At 65.0% G+C, this 19960-nt stretch carries 15 protein-coding genes and 1 pseudogene; 5 read left to right on the forward strand and 11 right to left on the reverse strand.

Features of this window, described 5'->3' with window-relative positions:
* Positions 1 to 25: 25 nt before the first annotated feature.
* Both AArcCO_RS04625 and AArcCO_RS04630 read right to left on the reverse strand, forming a co-directional pair.
* Complete coding sequence (locus AArcCO_RS04625; protein ID WP_259535267.1) at positions 26 to 943, reverse strand: ABC transporter ATP-binding protein; 918 nt, start codon at positions 941 to 943, stop codon at positions 26 to 28.
* Between the two features lie 254 nt (positions 944 to 1197).
* Positions 1198 to 6555: a DNA polymerase domain-containing protein gene (locus tag AArcCO_RS04630; RefSeq protein WP_259535268.1), complete on the reverse strand. Its 5358-nt coding sequence runs from the start codon at positions 6553 to 6555 to the stop codon at positions 1198 to 1200.
* A 95-nt stretch (positions 6556 to 6650) separates the two neighbouring features.
* Here AArcCO_RS04630 and AArcCO_RS04635 point away from each other — a divergent pair, with 95 nt between their 5' ends.
* Positions 6651 to 7667, forward strand: coding sequence for a glutathione S-transferase family protein (locus tag AArcCO_RS04635; protein ID WP_259535269.1), 1017 nt, complete (start codon positions 6651 to 6653; stop codon positions 7665 to 7667).
* Positions 7668 to 7706: 39 nt separating this feature from the next.
* Here AArcCO_RS04635 and AArcCO_RS04640 read toward each other — a convergent pair whose 3' ends face one another.
* The 5 genes and pseudogenes from AArcCO_RS04640 to AArcCO_RS04660 form a co-directional block, all read right to left on the reverse strand.
* On the reverse strand, positions 7707 to 9089 hold the full coding sequence (locus AArcCO_RS04640) for a D-aminoacyl-tRNA deacylase (RefSeq protein ID WP_259535270.1): 1383 nt from the start codon (positions 9087 to 9089) through the stop codon (positions 7707 to 7709).
* Positions 9090 to 9179: 90 nt separating this feature from the next.
* The gene (locus AArcCO_RS04645) at positions 9180 to 10130 is read right to left on the reverse strand and encodes a calcium/sodium antiporter (protein ID WP_259535271.1); all 951 of its coding nucleotides are present in this window, start codon (positions 10128 to 10130) and stop codon (positions 9180 to 9182) included.
* Between the two features lie 25 nt (positions 10131 to 10155).
* Positions 10156 to 10323, reverse strand: a complete 168-nt coding sequence (locus AArcCO_RS04650; RefSeq protein WP_259535272.1) for a hypothetical protein — start codon at positions 10321 to 10323, stop codon at positions 10156 to 10158.
* A gap of 2 nt (positions 10324 to 10325) precedes the next feature.
* Positions 10326 to 11141 (reverse strand): alanyl-tRNA editing protein, encoded by an 816-nt coding sequence (locus tag AArcCO_RS04655; protein WP_259535273.1) that lies wholly within the window; start codon positions 11139 to 11141, stop codon positions 10326 to 10328.
* Positions 11142 to 11193: 52 nt separating this feature from the next.
* Positions 11194 to 12502 (reverse strand): annotated as a pseudogene (locus AArcCO_RS04660) (M20 family metallo-hydrolase).
* Positions 12503 to 12644: 142 nt separating this feature from the next.
* On the opposite strand from AArcCO_RS04660, the gene dacZ reads away from it, so the two are divergent.
* Together dacZ and AArcCO_RS04670 are read left to right on the forward strand one after the other, a co-directional pair.
* A complete protein-coding gene (gene dacZ / locus AArcCO_RS04665) occupies positions 12645 to 13460 on the forward strand; it encodes a diadenylate cyclase DacZ (protein WP_259535274.1) in 816 nt (271 codons plus the stop codon).
* On the forward strand, positions 13460 to 14251 hold the full coding sequence (locus AArcCO_RS04670) for a mechanosensitive ion channel domain-containing protein (protein ID WP_259535275.1): 792 nt from the start codon (positions 13460 to 13462) through the stop codon (positions 14249 to 14251). The genes dacZ and AArcCO_RS04670 overlap by 1 nt, the downstream gene beginning before the upstream one ends.
* 15 nt (positions 14252 to 14266) lie before the next feature.
* Here the strand turns inward: AArcCO_RS04670 and AArcCO_RS04675 are convergent, their stop codons facing one another.
* Positions 14267 to 14833 (reverse strand): acyltransferase, encoded by a 567-nt coding sequence (locus AArcCO_RS04675; RefSeq protein WP_259535276.1) that lies wholly within the window; start codon positions 14831 to 14833, stop codon positions 14267 to 14269.
* Positions 14834 to 14922: 89 nt separating this feature from the next.
* Positions 14923 to 16206: a phosphoribosylamine--glycine ligase gene (purD, locus tag AArcCO_RS04680; protein ID WP_259535277.1), complete on the reverse strand. Its 1284-nt coding sequence runs from the start codon at positions 16204 to 16206 to the stop codon at positions 14923 to 14925.
* Between the two features lie 353 nt (positions 16207 to 16559).
* Between purD and AArcCO_RS04685 the strand changes: the two genes are divergently transcribed.
* On the forward strand, positions 16560 to 16841 hold the full coding sequence (locus AArcCO_RS04685) for a hypothetical protein (RefSeq protein WP_259535278.1): 282 nt from the start codon (positions 16560 to 16562) through the stop codon (positions 16839 to 16841).
* 28 nt (positions 16842 to 16869) lie between these two features.
* Here AArcCO_RS04685 and AArcCO_RS04690 read toward each other — a convergent pair whose 3' ends face one another.
* Positions 16870 to 17781: a 1,4-dihydroxy-2-naphthoyl-CoA synthase gene (locus AArcCO_RS04690; RefSeq protein WP_259535279.1), complete on the reverse strand. Its 912-nt coding sequence runs from the start codon at positions 17779 to 17781 to the stop codon at positions 16870 to 16872.
* 141 nt (positions 17782 to 17922) lie between these two features.
* Here AArcCO_RS04690 and AArcCO_RS04695 point away from each other — a divergent pair, with 141 nt between their 5' ends.
* On the forward strand, positions 17923 to 19425 hold the full coding sequence (locus AArcCO_RS04695) for an amidohydrolase family protein (RefSeq protein WP_259535280.1): 1503 nt from the start codon (positions 17923 to 17925) through the stop codon (positions 19423 to 19425).
* A gap of 24 nt (positions 19426 to 19449) precedes the next feature.
* Here AArcCO_RS04695 and AArcCO_RS04700 read toward each other — a convergent pair whose 3' ends face one another.
* Complete coding sequence (locus tag AArcCO_RS04700) at positions 19450 to 19950, reverse strand: DUF7974 family protein (protein ID WP_259535281.1); 501 nt, start codon at positions 19948 to 19950, stop codon at positions 19450 to 19452.
* Positions 19951 to 19960: the final 10 nt, after the last annotated feature.

Here is a 19960-nt window from a genome sequence, read left to right on the forward strand (position 1 = left end):
GTAGGCTTTGGATAACCATATGTGGTTACGCAGCGCCCTGGAGTTCCTCGCGGACCCAGTCGTACCCTTCGTCTTCGAGCTCGTGGGCCAGCTCCGCCCCGCCGCTTTTGGCGATCTTCCCGTCGAGCATGACGTGGACGTAGTCGGGTTCGACGTACTCGAGGATGCGCTGGTAGTGGGTGATCTGGAGGATCCCGCTGCCCTGTTCGTCCCGCAGCGCGTTGATCCCGTTCGAGACGTCCTGGAGTCGGTCGATGTCGAGCCCGGAGTCGATCTCGTCGAGCACCGCGATCGCCGGTTCCAGGAGTGCCGCCTGCAGCACCTCGTTTTGCTTCTTCTCGCCGCCCGAGAAGCCGGCGTTGAGGTACCGCTGAGCGAACTTCGAGTCCATGTCCAGAAGCTCCATTTTCTCCTGGAGCAACTGCTGGAACTCGGCGACGCTGACGTCACCGTCGTCGGCAGGCCCTTCCATCGGGGAGGTGTCGTAGCCCGTCTCGTCTTCTGTGTCCTCTTCTTCGTCGTCTTCACCTTCGAACAGCTCCTCGCGCTCCTCGAGTTTGGCGTTGAGTGCCTGCCGGAGGAAGTTCGTCATCGTGACGCCCTCGATCTCGACGGGGTACTGGAACCCGAGGAAGATCCCGAGTGCTGCTCGTTCGTTGGGTTCCAGGTCGAGCAGTTCCCAGGTGTAGTCGTCCTCGTCGAGCTCCGCCTCGATGTCCGAGAGGTCCTCGTCAGTCAGTTCGAGGGCGATCGATCCCTCGGTTACTTCGTAGGCAGGATGGCCGGCGATGACCTTCGCCAGCGTCGACTTCCCGGAGCCGTTCGGCCCCATCAGCGCGTGGATCTCCCCGGAACTGACTTCCAGATCGACGCCCCGGAGGATTTTCTCACCCTCTTCCTGTGCGACTTCGGCGTGGAGGTTCGAAATAGTAAGCGTTGCCATCGTAGTGTGTCTCACCGACGAAAAGGGCGATACACGCATAATGGTTACGGATTCTCTTGGCGTAGTTTCTTCATTAGAAAGAAATATTTTATAATAGCCAAGTTCCCGTTCACGACTCGGTGGATTTGAGACCCCGTATCGGAGAAATTCTTCGCGTGTATTGGTGCCAATTACCGTTGTGAATCGCCTCGGGGTCAAGCCCCGGGGCATTCTCCTTGCACTCTGTAAAAGCCGGTCGCCGCTGTGAAAACCGCTCACATGAAGTTGCCGAGTCCAGTCTGTTGTTGCCCGGTCTTGATCTCCTCCCAGGACATTCCCAGGGCTTCGATCACGCGCTCGATGGGTCCTTTGAGGGTCTTATCGAGCATCTTCTCCCAGTCGATTTCGAACTCCTCGGGGATCTGATCCGCGTACTCGAAGCAGATTACGTCGGGATCCCGCTTGAACTCGCCGTACAGCGGATCCGCTTGCGGGTCGAGCCCGAGTTCGTCCTCCATGCGCTGCCAGAAGTCGGGGTGGACCTTCTCCAGGTACAGCCGCTTTGGCTTCGAGCCGCGATCGAAGTTCGTCCCGAGCATGAGGTTGGCGTACTTCGCCCCACGGACCTGTGCGGTGTCGGTCTCGTAGGCGTCGAGTCGCTTGCCGATCCCACCCGGGATGGCGACCTCGTCGGGGGAGAGCTCGCCCGCCAGGACGTCGTCGATCACCTCGCTGAGGTACGTCTTCACCCCCTCCAGGTCGGCCTCGAGGTCGTCGCCGGTGACGATTCGCTCGATGACCTCTCGCTGTACCTCCTTCGTGATCGGCGCGATGTCCGATCGTTTGTACTCGAAGCCGGTGATGTCGACGTCGTCGACGTCCTTGCCCTCCTTCCAGACGATATGGCCCGCGTATCGCTTCTTCTTGCCCGCCTGGAAGAACCGGCGATACAGTTTCTCGAACTCGATCTGGAACCGGTGGGACTCGGCGTTTAGCTCCTCTCTCGCGAAGTCGTCGTATCGCCCGTTGATGTGGTTCTCGATCTCGAAGGAGACGTCGATGGCTTCCGACTTGGAAACGTCCTGTCCGAGTTCTAACATGACGCTGTCGGTGTTGTGAAGCACTATCCCACCGACGGCGTCCACGAAGTTTTCGTTCTCGGCGACGCTGAGGTCGTACACGTACCCGTCGTGGTCGACCTCCGAGACGACCGGATCCCGCCCCTGTCGGTAGAAGTCACACGTCCGGATCGTGTAGCTTCCCTTGTTCTGTCGGTACTTCAGCGAGTGTTTCTCGCCGCGCTGCGTGAGGAGCGTCGAGAGGCCAGCTGCCAGTTCGCGACTCGTCGTCTCGAAGTCGAAGTTGCGCTCGGCGTACTCCTCGCTGTACCGTGGGAACGACCGCGAACCGTCCCCCTCGACGAGGACCTCGAGGAACAACTCCTGGAGGTCGGCCGGGAGATTGAACACGAATCCAGGGAGCTGTTTGCCACGGGACCGCTGTCCTGCGAACTCTCTGAAGAAGACTGCCGAGAGTTCGTTCATCATCTGGAGCTTGTACGTCGCGTCGTCGTACGTGACGGTCTGTTGCCCTGTATCGGTATCGTACTCGATCGTCCGTTCGTCGGTGGAGTCCGACGCGACGATTCCCGCAGTCGCACCGTCGAACAGCCGTTCGTAGTCCCGTTTGAGTCCCTCCAGCCACTCGCGTCTCGATTCGGCGATACTCGCCCCGAACTTCGAATCGGTGGTTTCGATCGTCGAGGCGCTACCCTCGGTGACGTAAGCTGCGAGCAGTCGGATCAGCGCCTTCCCGTCGGGAGAGTCGAGATCGACGTACCGCTGTACGGTGATCGCCCTGTCGATGTCGGGGTGGTGTTTGTGTCCGAACCAGACCGTCTCATCGTCGGCGTGAACGCGTTTGACCTTCGTTTCGGCGTTCTCGCTGCCGACGCTCCGACCGTCCTCGTACTCCCGCGTGTACCCGTTCAACACTTCGTAAACGTCGATCGTCTCGACTGTTTCGATGTCGGGGAGTCCGGGAATCCGGAGCGGTTCCTCGACTTCCTCGGGCGTTGCTTCGACGAGTTCCCCGCCCTCGTCGACGACGAAAGAGTGGTCCCGTGTCGTCGTCGATTCGCCGAACTTGTGCTGGAGGTTGACGACGGGTTTGTCGGCTTCGTGTCGGATCACCTGCCGGATCGTCTGCCACTCGGGTTCCATCTCCGCCGACAGCGACAGCGCCTCCCACCCCTCGAGAGGGCGCCTGTCCTTTCCGGCCGCGTTCGAGGCGACGACGCCGCCGTCGGCGGTGACGACGACGTCCGCCGCTTCCGTTTCGATGGCGTTCGCGAACAGCTCTTCGATCCGGAGTATCCGAACGATCCCGTCCGGATCCCGCACCACGACCGGGCGATCGCCCGTCACGCTGTCGCCGTAGGTGACTTCTCTGTCGAGTTCGGCGGCGGCCTCCTCGGTGAAGGATATGACCTCGCGCCCTGTTGCGGTTACGGCAGCAGCGCCCTCCTTGTCGTAGAGGCGAAAACGGTCCCACCCCGTAACTCCATAGAGCGATTGCCCAACGAACTGGAACTTCCCGTTCCGACCTGCAAGCAACGTGTGGTTGTCCGCGACGGTGACGCAGTAGACGCCGTCTTCGGCCTCGGTTCGTTCGGAACTGCGGTGCATCCGGAGGGTGTTCTTCGCCCTCTCGTTCGCGTAAATCCGCCAGACGTTCCCGTCGTGGCGGTAATTCGCCGTGATTCCCAGGTGTGCACACAGCCGAAGTACGTCATCGCGCAGCTGCTCGCTCGCGGTGGTATACCGCCAACTCTCGACCTGTCGGTCTCCATCACCGTCGATCAGAGTCTCGAGGAAGCGCCGCTTCTGGTCCGTCGACGCCCCGAAGACGAACTCCGGCACCCGCTTGTCGGCGCTCCCGTCTCCACAGTGCTCCCGAAGCCACTCACCGAGGAGCTTCGACGTGAACTGGTAGGACCGATCGTTCACGTAGTAGTCGATCTTCATGCGATCGAGCAGTCGACCGATGGTCGCGTGCGTCGACCCGTCGATGAGCGTTCCGTCGTCGTCGCCGACGTCGAGCGTTCCGCCGTCTGCGACGGCGTCCTGGGCGATTTTTACGGTGGTCGCGGATCCCCGGACAGCGTCGTCGAAGACCTTCTCCGTACTGGTGTACACGTTCCCCTCGGAGACGTACCACGCGAGCAGTTCGAGGAAGTCGTCGCCGTCGTACGTCCGCGGGATCCACTTCCGCCCGGATTCGGCGTGGACGTAACTGTACTCGCAGATCGACTCGACGTACTCGCGGTCGGCCTCGAATTCGTCGGCGTCGAATACGTATCCCGTCTCGCCGACGTCAGCTTTCGGGACCCGCCGGGGCGTCCAGCCGAGTTCGTCGGTGAACGTCTGGCCGTGAACTTCCGGCCGGACCCATACCTCGTGCTCCCCGTCGACGAGTTCCGTGAGGTCCACCCGTTCGATGCGTTCCCCGTCCGGTCCGGACCAGTCGTGGGGGAGTTCGTAGTTCGTGGCGCGATCGAGGTCACCGGCCTCGACGAATCGGTATCTCTCCTCGGAGATCCCGTTTGTCTCGTTCTTCCGAACGAGCATTCGGTGGTTCGGCGTCACCCGGCAGTCGATTTTCTCGGTCTCGATATCGACGAGTTCTCCCCGATAGTCGGGGTACTCGTGGGTCTCCTCGACCTCCTTGACCTCCATCTCGAGCGTCTCGGGATCGAGCGAGTACACCTCGTCGCCGACGTCGAGATCGGTGATCCCCTGGATCCCCGCGGGCGTCAGGACCTCCGTGTCCGGCGTGAAGCAGTTCATAATAACCTTGACAGCTCCCTGCTGCCGGTCGTACTGCTCGTAGGCGTTGCTTCCCGGATCGTGTTCGTTGCGCAGCGCCTTCTTCTCCTCGCGCTCTTCGAGCAGCTCGTCGATCATCTCGCGCATCATCCCGTCTGGCTCCTTCCGGAAGTGGGTCCCGTTGGGGGCGACGTACGTCTCACCCCCGTAGGCGTCGGGATCGACCTTCGTCTCCGGCCCCGCGTTAATTGTTGTCATGCACATCGGATAGAGGCTTTTGAGGTCTAGCACAGTTACCATTTCTCTGACACCAGTAACTGGCTCGAAGACGGCCCCGCCCTCGAAGTCCTCGGACTCCTGTTGTCCCTTCGAGGGGAGCGCGAACGTCCCGTGGGCCTTGTGGAGCACGTACATGTCGACCGCATCGCCGGGGGTAGGGGCGTCCTCCAGCTTGCAGCCGACGACCTTTCGCGCCTCCTCCCAGAAGGCGATCACGTCCTGCTTGCGGTCGATCTCGACGCACAACTCGACGTCCCGGAGGTTGTACTCCAGCAGGCGTTCGGGATCCTGCTCCCAGAGGTCGCCGATGTCGCCGGGATATCGCTCCTTGCCGACGTCGAGTTCGAGTTCGCCGACAGCGTCGAGCCGGTACGACTCCAGCTCCGTAAACTGCGTGCGCTTGTAGGCGTACAGCAGGTCGAAGACGACCCGTCCCTTGACGTCCGGGCCACCCCACCCGGAGCGCCACACCTCGCCGATCCGCGAGAGCCGCTCGATCGAGAGATCGAGGTCGGTGTTCGGATCGAGCCGCTCGAGGCGGTCGAGGAGGTATGCGGCGTCGAAGTCCTCGACGTTCCACCCCGAGATGAGGTCTGCGTCGGTTTCGGAGACGTACGTCAGATAGGCGTCGAGCATCGACTCCTCCTCGTCGAACGTTTCCACCCGGACGTCAACCTCGTCGCGGAGGGGCTCGTAGCCGTCAAGCGTCGTCGGTAGCGGGGCGTCGCCGTCGGGCGCGTCGAACAGCCAGGCGACGTACTCGTCGCGGTAGGAGTCGTGGCTCGTGAGACAGACGATCGGCTCCTCGCCGTCCTCGGGGAATCCCGACCGGTCGTCGACCTCGATGTCCATCATGTGTACCCGGAGGTCGGCGTCGACCTCGGTCGGTTCGAGGTGTCCCTCGTGGACCTGTAGCCGGCCGTCCTCGAGCCGGCGCTCCTCCACCCGGATCCCGCCGGAGATCCCGTTGTCGATCAGGAACCTGTTGGGAAACAGGATGTCCGCCTCGAACGTCGTCTCGAAGTCGTCCCGGATGTTGCCGACGTCCCGGGGCGTCCGAGTGATGACTTTCGTCAGCTTCTCCCCCCGGATGCTCTCGAACGGCTCCCCCTCGCGGTCGGTTTCGCGGGTCGTCACGACGACGTCGTACGATTCCGTGAGATCCTCCTCCAGGTCGGCGGTTGGGACGTAGAAGTACGGCTCGATGCCGAGCACCCGGACGTGTTCGGCCTCGTTGTCTTCGGTCCGGCCGAAGACGTGGACGACTGGATACTCTTCACGGCCGTTCCGTTCGACGGTGTAGTCGATCTGGGTAACGAGCAGCTCGAGGACGCCCTCCGAATCCGGAAAACGCGCCTCTTCGAGGTCGACGACATCGCTCACGTGTGTGACGTCGCCCGCGACGGCGATCGCCTCCGCGTCGGGTCGCCCATCCTCGGTCGCCGAATCGGGCGCCGAGTCGTCCGCCGAATCGGTGGATGCCCCCTCGGCGTCCGGAGAGAAGTCGGAAAGCCCCGTCTGATCCATGGGAGGGGTTCGGCGGTACTGGGTAAAAAGTCCAGCCTTCGATCCGTTGCCTTCCCTGGAAGCCTTTTGTGTCGTGGGACCGTATCGATGGAAGAATGAACCGACTCGTCGACGGGGAGTGGCGGACCGACTATCGACTGACGGACGAGGGGGGCACGTTCCAGCGCGGGGAGACGACGTTTCGCGACTGGGTCGCCGGCAGCGACGTGCCCGCTCACGTCGACGCGGAGCCCGACGACAGGTTCCAGCCCGAAGCGGGCCGGTATCACCTGTACGTCTCCTACGCCTGTCCCTGGGCCCACCGGACGCTCCTGGCCCGGTCGCTTCTGGGGCTCGAGGACGTCATTGACGTGTCGGTCGTCGACCCCTGGCGCGGCGAGGGCGGCTGGCAGTTCACCCCCGAAAAGGACGGCTGTACCGAGGACAAATTGTACGGCTCGTCGTTCCTCCGGGAGCTGTACGTCGAAGCCGACCCCGACGTGACGTGTCGAGTGACGGTGCCAGTGCTGTGGGACACGGTGGAGGAGACAATCGTCAACAACGAGTCCAGGGAGATCCTCCGCCAGCTCACGACCGCGTTCGCGGATCTGGGAAACGGGGCTGACCTCGCTCCCACCCCTCGCCGCGAAGAGATCGACCGGATCATCACCGAGATCTACGAGCCGATCAACAACGGCGTCTACCGCGCGGGGTTCGCAGGCGAGCAGGAGCCGTACGACGAGGCGATCGACGAGCTGTTCGGCGCGCTCGATCACTGGGACGATCAGCTCGCGGATCGTCGCTACCTCGCGGGCGACCGCCTCACCGAGGCGGACCTCTGCATGTTCACGACGCTCGTTCGGTTCGATCAGGTGTATCACACGCACTTTATGTGCAACGTGCGGCACGTCCACGAATACGAGAACCTCTGGCCGTACCTCCGTGACGTGTATCAAACCGCGGGGGTTGCCGAGACCGTCCGGATGGATCACATCAAGGAACACTACTACACCACCCACCCGGACGTAACTCCCTCGGGAATCGTCGCCCGCGGACCGGACCTGGATTTCACCGCGCCGCACGGCCGGGAGGAACTGCCCGGCCGCCCGCCGGAGCCGATCGCCGCGGACTGAGCCGAACGCGGGGACGCGGACACCCGACCGGCAACTCGTCTACTCCCGGTCGACCGGGAACCGCTCGACGCGCTCTGTGGTGACCTCGCCGGGCTCGATCGTTTCCCCGTCGACAGTGACCGACTGGCCGGCGGACAGTTTCCCGAAGGCGGGGCCCTCCGGGACGCCGAGTTCCGCGGCCCGTTCGGGATCGAACCCCTCGGTTCGGGCGACGACCTCGCCGGCCTCGCGAGTGACGTCGTCGTACTGTCGACGCAGGACGTCCGCGAGCGCGTCGACGAGTGCGTCCCGATCGGAGGATTCCGCGAACGCGGCCCGTCCGGCCGCCCGGGTTCCAGCCTGTTCGGTCTCGAAGCCGACTGTGTGTGACTCGACCGCCTCGCGGGCGGCGTCTGCGTCGATCCCCTGTGCTTCGGCGGTCAGCGCTGCAGGCAGAGATTCGACTTCGACGTCGTCGGCTCCGTCGTCCGGTCTGACGGCCCCGAACCGGAGACCTTCCTCGACGGTCGAAAGCTCCGTTTCGAGCCGATCGACCGTCGCGAGCGGTCGCTCCCCGACCTCGCGGACCCAGGTTTCGGTGACGACCCGGTAGCCGAGCTGTTCGATGGTTTCGGTCAACTGTGGTTTCGTCCCCTCGATCACCGCGTGTTCGGCCCGGCTCGCGTCGAAGGCCCCCTCCAGTACCGTCCCGTTTTCGGCGGGTGGGCCCAGTTCTTCGAGCTGCCAGTCGGAGCCGACGTGGCCGACGGCCCAGTCGGTCTCGCGGACGATCCGTTCGAACCGCGGTGCGTAGTGTCCCCCGCCGAAGCCGACGACGTGACGAGGGTGCCCGTCCTCGCCGAGGCGGTCGGGGCCCGTCGGCGTCCCCTGGTCGTCGACCAGCTCCAATACCGACCGGGCGACTGCAGCGGCGCCGTCCGGGTCGTTCCACTCCGCCTCGCCGCTTCCCAGTTCGACGAACAGCGAGGGGAGATCGATCGCGGTCGGCCCGTGATGGGTGCATTCGATGCCGACGTCGTAGCCGTCGGGGGCGTGTTCGTCGAACGCCCGCACCAGCCGCTTTTGAATCGCCGGCGCAGCCCGGGCAAGGTCGCCGTCCTCGCCGCCGAACTCCGCGGCCCCCAAGTTGCCGGTGAAGTGGGCAGTCAACAGGGGTCCCGTCTCCCCGGAGTGCCGGGAGACGAACGCGATTGCCTCCGCCGACCGATCGTCCGTCTCGAACGCCGGAGCGGGATCGGTCATGTCGATGTGCAACTCGTCGAACGTGCGCAGCTCGAACCCCGGGCGACGGTAGTAGGTTCCGCCCCCGTCGGCGTCGGGGCGGGAGCCGTCGGTTCTGCGCTCCCAGTCGGCGAGTTCGAGCAGCTGGTCGCCGATGTGCACAGAGGCGCGGTCGGCGCGGCTGACGACGATTCCGATCACGGGCAACACTGCGGGATCCGTCGTTGAATACCCGTCGTTTGCGACAGACGTCGGCGTTCCGTCACGGGGAGCAAGCCGCCAATCTGTTTCTCACGGCAGCAACAGCCAGATGAACGCCACGTAGCCGACCAAAAGAACTGCCCCGTCGAGTCGCGAGAGCCGGTCGCCGTGCCACATCATCGCAACAAGCGCCAGCGTAAACGCGACAAGCGCGGGGAACTCGAAGGTCAGAACGCCCGGCGAGATATGGATCGGCGTGACGACCGCGAGGATACCGATCACTGCAAGGACGTTGTAGATGTTCGATCCCACGACGTTGCCGACGCTGAATCCGGCCTCGTCACGGTACGCCGACACAATCGACGCGGCGAGTTCCGGCAGCGAGGTTCCGATCGCGAGCACGGTCAGCCCCACGAACAGGTCGCTAAAGCCCATCGCAGTCAGGATCCCCCGCCCGCCGTCGATGAGCCACCGCGAGCCGAGCACGAGCAGGACCAGCCCGAGTGCGATCACCGCCCAGTCGCGAATCGTCGGGTCCGGCTGGTTCGGCAACGCGTTCGGCGAGAACGCGGCCCCTGCCTGCACCCGCCGGACAATGTAATAAGAAAACCCAGCGAGGACAGTAAGCAGTACGATCCCGTCCAGTCGCCCGATCCGGCCGTTCGCTCCCAAAACTACGAGCAACAGCGCTGCGAGAACCATGAACGGAACGTGACGGCGGAACACGGTTTCGGAGATCGGCAGCGGTCGAATGAGCGCAGCCAGCCCCAGTACGAGCCCGATGTTGGCGACGTTCGACCCGATCACCGCACCCAGGCCGATGTCGGTCGTGGCAGTGACCGTCCCCACGACGGCGACGAACAGCTCCGGGGCGGTCGTCGCGAACGCGACGACGGTGACGCCGACGGTCGCCCGGCGGAGGCCGAACCCGAGCGCGACAGTCCCGGCGCCGGTGACGAGCAGATCCGCTCCCTTCCACAGGAGGAGTACGCCGGCGACGAGAAACAGCGTCTCGATCGACACCAGGGCTCCGTATGACACGTGAGATGACTGTCTCGGGAAACTCTTAAAGCCCGCCGATGTGACGGCTCACCGCTCGGAACCCGTCGGGTACGCGATGCCAGTCGTAGCCGGGGTCCTCGAACGCGTGAATCCCGTCCTCGGTCGCGAAGACGACGACGCCGAGCCCGCCGACGGTCGCCGTGACGACGCCGTCGGCGCGTTTCACCTCCACGGTCACTCCCCCGCGTTCCCGGTGTCGTGATCGGCGAGGACGAACTGGATCCGCTCTTCGTTGCTCCCTTTCGTCTCCCTGCCGTCGACGACGATTTCGCCGATTTCGGCGGTGTTTTTCATGTGGGTTCCCGCACAGGCGGTCCGGTCGTACGGTGGTACTCGATCGGCGTCTGCGGGCGGTCCGTCGATCGCGCCGCCGCCGGCCCGGGCCCGCTCCCCGCCGATTTCGACGATCCGCAGCTCCTGGATCGAGTCGGGCAGCAGATCGATCCGGGTACGATCCGTATCGAGCGTCTCTTCTGCCCGATCGCGGTCCATCGTGTACCACCGTACCGGTCGCTCCTCGTCGACGAGTTCGTTCAACCGACGCTCGATCGAGGAAAGCTCTGCGCCGTCGAACCGGTCGTATTCGCAGTCGAGATGCGCGTGATCGTGATACAGCTGGTTGCCGGTCGTGGGGGCGTCGAACTCCTCGAGCAACAGGGCTGACAGCAGGTGCTGTGCGGTGTGGTACCGCATGTGTGCGTCGCGTCGGTCCCAGTCGAGGTGGCCGGTGACGGTTGTCCCCGCTGTCGGCGTCGAGGCTGCAGTTCCGTCGACCGGTTCGAGACGGTGGTAGATCGCGTCTTTCTTCTCGACGTCGACGACCCGCCAGCTGTCGCCGTCGACTCCGATCCGTCCGGTGTCGTGGGGCTGGCCGCCGCCGGTCGGATAGAAGTGGGTCCCGTCGAGGACGATTCGGTCGTCGAGAGCACGTTCGACGGTCGCTTCGAACGTCCGGACGGTGGCGTCCTCCAGGTAGCGTTGGTCGGTCACGAGCGAACGGACGCATTCGAGCTACATATGCCCTCTCCACGGACGCGGGCGATCACGCGAGGCGGGCCAGCGCCCCGGCGAGCACCGCTGCCCCGGCGGCACAGTCGTCCCAGTCGGTCCACTCCCGTGGGCTGTGGGAGATCCCGTTCCGGGAGGGGGCGAAAAGCAGCGCCGCGTCGGTCGCGCGGGCGACCATCATCGCGTCGTGGGCCGCCCCCGACGGCAGATCCAGCGTCTCGATTTCGGCGTCCGTTCCCGCCCGATCGGCCGCCTCCCGCAACCGGTCGCTCATCGGCGTCGGCGAAACGTCGAGAGTGCGTTCCATCGACGTTTCGACGCCTCGTTCCGTCTCGATCCGGGCGAGACTCTCCTCCGCGTCGGCGAGGATCCGCCGCGTCGACTCCGCCTCGACGTCCCGCACGTCCACGCCGAGGGTTGCCCGTCCCGGAACGACGTTCGTCGCGTTCGGCTCGACGTCGATCGAGCCGACTGTCCCCACCGCCGTCTCCGAGTAGCCGTCCGCGAGTTCGCGTGCACTCTCTTCGACGTCGAGGACGAACTCGGCGGCGGCAGCGAGGGCGTCGAGCCGTTCTTCCATCCCGGTCGCGCCGGCGTGGTTCGCCTCGCCGACCAGCTCCGCCGTCACGTGGGTGATCCCCGTGATCGTCGTGACGACGCCAACCGGACCCGGCCCGTCTCTCTCCGACTCGACTGCTGCCTGCTCCAGGACGGTGTCCTGTTCGACGTGGAGTTCGAGGAACGCGTGCCACTCGCCGACGTCGAGGCGTCCCTCCCCGTCGTAACCGATCTCCGCCAGGGCTTCGCCGAGCGTCGTTTCCTCGCCGGTCACGGCCCCGCCATCGGAGAGCGAGCGTGCCTCCGCAACGGAACGGTCTCCTGCGGCGACCGACGAGCCCAGCAGCCCCTCGCCGAACCGCTGTCCCTCCTCTTCAGTGAAGCTCACGACCCCGACTGGACGGTCCGGTTCGACGTCTCCTGCCTGCATTGCCCGGATGGCCTCCAGTGCAGCGTACACACCGAGTGGTCCGTCGAAGATTCCACCTCCCGGAACCGAATCGAGGTGGCTTCCGGCCACGACCGGCGCTGCGTCGGGATCCGCCGACGGTGGGGTCCACGTTCCCAGCACGTTCCCCACCGCGTCGACGGTCACCTCGAATCCGGCGTCGCCGAGTCGCCCACACAGTCGGTCGCGGGCCGCCTTGTTGGCGGACGTTCCCGCGAGCACCGTTCTCCCCCCACCGCCGTGGCGGATCTCGCTCAGTTGTTCCGAACTCGCCGTTTTCCTCGAGATCCAGCCGGAGCCGCTCGGCGTCGATCTCGACGGTCGGTGTGGCCGTCATACCCGGCGATCGATTCCCCGCGGACAAGGCTTTTGCCGTCGGGGGTCGCTGTCGAGGTCAGCAGTTTCGGGATCGCTCCAGCTATCAAATGCGATTGACGCGGGGCAATCCCTTTAAGTGGGGGAGTCCTCGCTTGAGTTAAATGGCCCCACTGGATGGTTTTCTGGAGGATCTGGTCGCCGGAATCGACGCCGCGATGCTGTTCTCGCCGGGCGGCTCTCTTTACGAGTCGTTTGTGGATGCCGATCCCGAGTACGAGGTCGTCGTCGTTTCCGGAGAAAACGCCGTCGGCGCCGAATCGTTCCTCGAGTTACCACTCGAGTTCGAGAACGTTCGCGACCGCATCCACTATGCGATCGAGGGGGCGATGGAACAGGACTACCTGGAGGAGGGGGACGTCGTTGCGTGTGTGGCCAACGTCTTCGACTCCGATCCGGACGCGGTGTTTCGCGTCCGTGTCGAGGAGTCCGTCCGGGGAGGTGTCTACGACCTGTTCGTCAACAGCAGGGCCGAACCGAGCGTGATCCGCAACGTCTTCGAGGTCGCGATCGAGTTGGGGAAGAAAGGACAGAAGGGAAAGCCCGTCGGCGCCCTGTTCGTCGTCGGCGACGCCGGGAAGGTGATGAACAAGTCCCGACCGCTGTCGTACAACCCCTTCGAGAAGTCTCACGTCCACGTGGGGGACCCTATCGTCGACGTAATGTTGAAAGAATTCTCCCGGCTCGATGGCGCATTCGTCATCTCCGACTCGGGAAAGATCGTGAGCGCGTACCGGTATCTCGAACCGGCCGCCGAGGGCGTCGACATTCCCAAAGGGCTGGGGGCCCGCCACATGGCGGCGGGTGCGATCACCAGAGACACGAACGCGACGGCGATCGTGCTCTCGGAGTCGGACGGGCTGGTCAGAGCGTTTAAAGGGGGCCGTCTCGTCATGGAGATCGATCCGGAGGACTACTGATGTCGGTCGGCCAGACGCCGCTCCAGTGGGAGGTCGTTTCTACCGTTCCGACGCGGCTGTGGGTCGCTGCCGGCGTGTTGTTGCTCGGTCTCGTGCTCGCGATCCTGGCCGGACGGCTCAACCGTCGGTTACTGGTACGGGCGGGGGTCCCCGAGACGATAGAGGGAACCGCCTTCGAGCGCACTGCACGGGAGTTCGGGACTTCGACGGTCGACCTCGTCGCGAAACTCACCTTCTACTTCATCGCGGCCATCGCACTTCTGGCTGCGCTGACGGTTGCAGAACTCCAGTATGTCGACATCTTCTGGTCCGGTGTTGCGGTCCTGCTCCCGCAGTTCTTCGTTGCGGTGTTCATCCTTCTCGTGGGGATCGTCATCGGCGACAAGGTGGAACTGCTCATCGCCGAACGGCTCAAAGGGGTCAAACTCCCCGAGATCAACGTCGTCCCGGTCGTCGCCAACTACTCGATCGTGTTCGTCGCGATCCTGCTCGCGCTCGCGCAGGTGGGCGTGGCGACGCTGGTCCTCGTCGTCTTGATGGGGATGTACGCGTTCGCACTGATCGTCTTCACCGCGATTGCGACCAAGGACCTGCTGGCGTCGGGCGCTGCCGGCGTGTACCTGCTTCTCGCCCAGCCGTACAGCATCGGCGACGAGGTGAAGGTCGGCGGACAGCGCGGCATCGTCCAGGAAGTGAACCTGCTCGTCACGCACATCGAAACCGACGGCGAGGAGCACATCGTCCCGAATCACTCGGTCTTCAGGGACGGAATCGTCCGGATCCGACGCTGAACGCGGCGTTTCAGGTCAGTTTTCTCGATCGCTCGGTTCGTCGTCTCGGTTCGCGTGATCCTCTTTTGGGCCGTTCGAGACGATCTCCGCCGGGACGCCGGCGACGGTTACGTTCGGAGGGACGTCCTCGGTCACGAGGGAGTTTGCGGCCACCTGTGCACCCTCCCCGATCTCGACGCCCGGGAGGAGGATCGCCCCCGCGCCGACCATCGCCCGTTCGCCGACGACGACGTCGCCGAGCCGGTACTCGTCCTGGAGGAACTCGTGACAGAGGATCGTCGCGTCGTAGCCGATGATGGCGTGGTCTTCGACGGTGATGCGCTCGGGCCAGAACACGTCCGGCGTGGACTCGAGCCCCCACGAGACGCCCGTGCCGACAGTCACGCCGATCCGGCGCAACAGCCAGTTTTTGAGTCGGAGGCTCGGGGCGATCCGTGCGAGCACGATCACGACGTAGTTTCGCACGACTGCAAGTGGGGACTTCGCCGACGGCCACGACCACAGGGAGTTTCGCGTCCCCGGCGTCGGGTGACGTTCGAGCCGGGACCGCCGCGTTCGATCGTCGTCGTTCGGACTCGTCACGGTTCGGGATTCGCTCCGCGACAGTTAAAAGGGGACGGCTCCGCCGAGACAAAAGTCGGGAGGCCCCTCGTCGTCGGACTCGGACGGCCCTACCGACGCAACTCGTCCATGTGATCGATCCGGCGCTGGACGAGATCCGGCTTCCCGACGTCGTGTCGCACTCGAAGCCCATCGCCTGCGGCCGAAAGCCCCGCTTCGGCGTTCCGTTCGGCCTCGGCGATCGACTCCCCGAGTCCGACGACTGCGAACGACCGAGAGGTCGTGGTGTACAGGCCGTCCTCGCGCTCGTCGACGCTGGCGTAAAACAGCAGGGCGTTCCCGACGGTCGACTCGTCGACCTCGATCCGGGCGCCCGCCGAGGGGTCGGTCGGATAGCCGTCGGGTACCGCGTACTTGCAGACGGTCGCCTCGCCGGTCGTCGACACTGCCGGCAGCGGCTCCCCGTCGCGCGCGGCCGTAAGAACCTCGAACAGCGGCGTCTCCAGCACCGGCAGGGTGTTCATCGCCTCGGGATCGCCGAACCGGGCGTTGAACTCCACCACTTTGGGGCCGTCGGCGGTGAGCATGAACTGCCCGTACAGCACGCCTTTGTACCCGGGGAGCGCCTCGATTACCTCCTCGAGGATCGACACCGCGTCGTCGTAGCCCTCCCGCGTCATGAACGGCAGCTCGGGTGTGGTGTCGCTGTAGCTTCCCATCCCGCCAGTGTTGGGGCCTTCGTCGCCCTCGTAGGCGCGCTTGTGGTCCTGGATCGCCGGTGTCGGCCGGACGTCGCCGTTGGCGACGAACGCCTGGACCGTGAACTCCTCCCCGACGAGTCGCTCCTCGAGCACGACTCGATCGTAGCTCGACTCGCGGAGATACTGCTTTGCCTCCTCGCGGGTGACCTGATCGCCGATCACTTTCACGCCCTTGCCGCCGGTGAGCCCTGCGGGCTTTACGGCGAGGTCGTGCTCGACCGCGTCGATGTACGCGCAGGCGGCGTCCACGTCGTCGAACGTCTCGAATTCGGGACAGCCGGTGATCCCGTGCTCCTGCATGAACTGTCGCTGAAACGCCTTGTCGGTCTCGATGCGGGCGGCCTCCGCCCGTGGACCGAACGTGTAGACGCCCGCGTCGTCGAGCGCGTCCGCCACTCCCGCCTCCAGGGCCGCCTCCGGGCCGATCACCGCCAGGTCGGCGTCGATCTCGGTCGCGAACTCGACGATCGCGTCGATGTCGGTCCCGGACAGCGTCTCGAACCGTGAAGCGAGCTCCGTGATTCCGGGGTTCCTGTTGCTCGCACACGCACACAGCGTACAGTCGTCGGCGAGCGCCCTGGCGATCGCGTGTTCCCGCCCGCCACCCCCGACGAGGAGTACGGTCTCGGTCATACTGGACATCGAACCACATGAGAGTGTAAATCTTTCCCTGAACAGTCGGATACATATACACAATTGTGTACAACAGGAGGGCGTCTGCGGGAGTGGCTGCCCGGAGTGACTCTCGTCGCCGGCGGGACGATCCCGTCGTCCACGTGGGGGTACTGACGACACGGATACGGACGGGATGTTGTCGTATATACCAACTTCATTATCAATCTATAGTGTGTACCGTGTCAAAGCTTACATGGCCTTTTAGGCTGTAATACGCGCGATCGTATCAATATATATGGTAACACTTCTCAATTCCTATCTATAATCTGAAGATTTAAGATGACGGAGGTCGTATCTCGAAACGAAATACCATGACCCTGCAACACGGAGCCCCGCTTGCCGCCGAACGGCACGTCCCTCCATCCGGATGGCCGTCGCTGGTGAGCCTCCTCGCTGTGCCGGTGGTCCTGCTCTCGCTCATGTGGGCGATGAACTATCCGCTGCTCGCGGTGGCTTCGCTGTCGGTCGTGATCGCGGGCGTCGTTCTCCTGCGACGCGGTGGACGGCGACTCCTCCGACGACTGTACGACCGGACACGCCGACTCACGATCCCCGGCGTCGGAACCGTCGAATACCGGATCACGTCGCCCTGATCCCCGGTCGGGTCTGGTACGGTCGGGTCTAGTAGTGCCAGGGGTACGCTCGGAAGTTCGGCTCCCGCTTTTCTAAAAACGCGTCCCGCCCTTCCTGTGCTTCCTCGGTCATGTACGCCAGCCGCGTCGCCTCCCCGGCGAACACCTGCTGGCCGACCATCCCGTCGTCGGCGAGGTTGAAGGCGTATTTGAGCATCCGCATCGCGGTCGGGGACTTCTTCGTCATTTCGTCGGCCCACTCCAGCGCCACCGCCTCCAGTTTTTCGTGGGGTACCGCCTCGTTGACCATCCCCATCTCTGCTGCCTCCGTTGCCGAGTAGGTCTTTCCGCGGAAGAACACCTCCCGTGCTTTCTTCTGACCGATCTGTCTGGCGAGATACGCCGAACCGAAGCCGCCGTCGAAGGAGGCGACGTCCGGGTCCGTCTGGAGGAACTTCGCGTGCTCCTCGCTGGCGAGCGTGAGATCACACACCACGTGCAGCGAGTGGCCGCCGCCGACCGCCCAGCCGGGGACGACGGCGACGACCGGTTTCGGCATAAACCGGATCAACCGCTGGACTTCCAGCACGTGGAGCCGGCCGGCTTTCGCCTCCCGGACGAGCGGGTCGTCCGTCTCGCCGGCCTCGTCGTCGTCGCGATACTCGTAGCCGGAGCCACCCCGGACTGACTGATCTCCGCCCGCCGAAAAGGCCCAGCCGCCGTCCTTCGGAGAGGGACCGTTTCCCGTCAGGAGGACACAGCCGACGTCGGCCTGCTTTCGGGCGTGATCGAGCGCGGCGTACAGTTCGTCGACGGTTCCGGGCCGGAACGCGTTTCGCACTTCCGGCCGGTCGAACGCGATCCGGACGGCGGGAACCTCGCTCGCCCGGTGGTAGGTGACGTCCTCGAACTCCTCGGTGACGGGCTCCCACCGATCCGGATCGAAGATCTCCGAGACCATACCGGATCGACGGCCGAGTCCCGTATAAAAGCGTTCGACTTACCGTCCGGGACGCCGCAAACGCGAGCGGCACGCTGCCCGCAAAGCGGGTCGACTGGCCGGCTCCCGGACATTCACGGTTCGGGACTGTGTGGGGCAAACATGGACACGCTCATCGAGAACGCGCTGCTCGTGACGATGGATCCGCAGGTCCGGGGTGCGACCGGCGAGCTCGGCATCGTCGAGAACGGTGCGGTCGGGATCGCGGACGGGCGAATCGAGTACGTCGGCCCGGTGGCGGACGTCGACGACGCGGTCGCACGTCCCCGTGCGGGAGCTGTCGTCGACGCCGAGGGAGCAATCGTGTGCCCCGGGTTCGTCAACGCCCACGCGCACACTCGACACACGATCGTCCGCGGGGCGGCACAGGACCTCCCCGAAATCGAGTGGATGAATCGCGGGCTCGGCCCGATCAGCGCCCACGCGACCCGGGAGGACGGCGTCGTCGGCGCGAAGTTGGGCGTCATCGAGGCACTCGCGTCGGGAACGACGACCGTCTGCGAGTACGGGACCCGGGTGGGGGAACTCGTCGAGGAGGTGTACGAGCCCTTTTCCGTGCGATGTGTGGCGACCGAGACGATCAACGAGGTGCCCGACGACCGGGCCGACCTGGGGCCCGAGGAGCTGTACCCGTTCGACAGGGGGAACGGCGACGCTGCGCTCGAACGCACGGAGGCGCTGTTCGACGACTACGGCGCCGAGACGGAATCTCTCGTGGAACCGGCGTACGGCCCGCAGGCGCTGGACATGATCTCGCTTCCGTTGCTCGAGGAGATCGATCGCCGGGCGGAAGAATCCGGCCGTCGGATTCACATGCACGTCGCGCAGGGGGAGCGTGAGGCGATCCAGATCCGGGAGCGATACGGCGAGGGCGGCCCGAACCCGATTCCCGACGCCGGCGAGGAGCCTACCACGGTGTCGGTCCTCGACGCGGCGGGGCTGCTCTCCGACCGGCTGATCGCCACCCACCTCCACGGCGCGACGCCCGACGAACGCGCCCGTCTCGCCGACGCCGGCGTCTCGATGGTGGGCTGTCCCTCCTCGATCGCTGCCATCGACGGCATCGTTCCGCCCCTCGTGGAGTACCGGGAGCACGGCGGCGTGGTCGGCATTGGCACCGACCAGGCGCCCGGGCCAGGCGGACACAACGCCGTGCGCGAACTCCGGACGGCGGCCCTGCTGTCGAAAACCGACCGCGATGACCCGACCGCGATGCCCGCATGGGCAACGCTCGAGATCGCCACGATCGGCGGGGCACGGGCGCTGGGAATCGACGATCGAGTCGGCACGCTGACGGAGGGGAAGCGCGCGGACGTCGCGGTGTTCGACCTCGAGACGTCCGGAATCGCGCCGACCGTCGACGAGCCGTTCCACACCGCGGTCCCGAACCTCGTGTACGGCGGAACCGGCACCGAGGCGACCGACGTCTTTGTCGACGGGCGACGCCTCCTCCGCGAGGGGGAGGTTGCAATCGAAGGGCTCGACGCCGATGAACTGATCGCCGAGGCGAACCGCCGGGCAGAACGGATATTCGCCGACGCCGAGGAGGACTGGCGAAACGCCGGATCGAAACTGGTCGCGGACGTCGACGCCGGACGACTGTAGCCCCCGCTATCCACGAGGAGCGGCTCAAACGATCCGAATCGACGTCGACGCCTCCGGCCGTTCCCCGCCCGTGGTCGTGGCCAGAAACGCGGTAATCACGTGATCGCCCTTCGAGGCGGGCCGGGAGACGTCCATGCCGTCCTCGCCAGCCTCCCGGAAGTGTCCGTTCCATTCGACGCTGAAGCGTTTCCGTTCCCCCGCGCGGAACTGGAACGTCGACGGCGTGTCCGAGGTGTATCGGCGCTCGTCGGTCGCCTCGACCACCCCGTCCACCTCCCAGCCCCATCTGCGCTGTCTGGGCGTGGGGACCCGGACCGGAACGGGAAGTCTGTTTTTGAACTCCACTCGGATCGTCACCGTCTCGCCGACCTCGTAGGCCTTCTTGCCCGTCGAGACGTCGACGGCGATCGCGCGGCGAGCGACGGCGTTCGGCACGAACTTCGCCACCGCGTCGCTCACGTAGTTTCTGGTTTCGTCGAAGCCGAGCCGATCCGCGTCGGTTCCGTCGTATCGTTTGCGTACCATCGTCCTCTCC

This window comes from Halalkaliarchaeum sp. AArc-CO, assembly GCF_024972735.1.
Classification (GTDB): Archaea; Halobacteriota; Halobacteria; order Halobacteriales; family Haloferacaceae; genus Halalkaliarchaeum.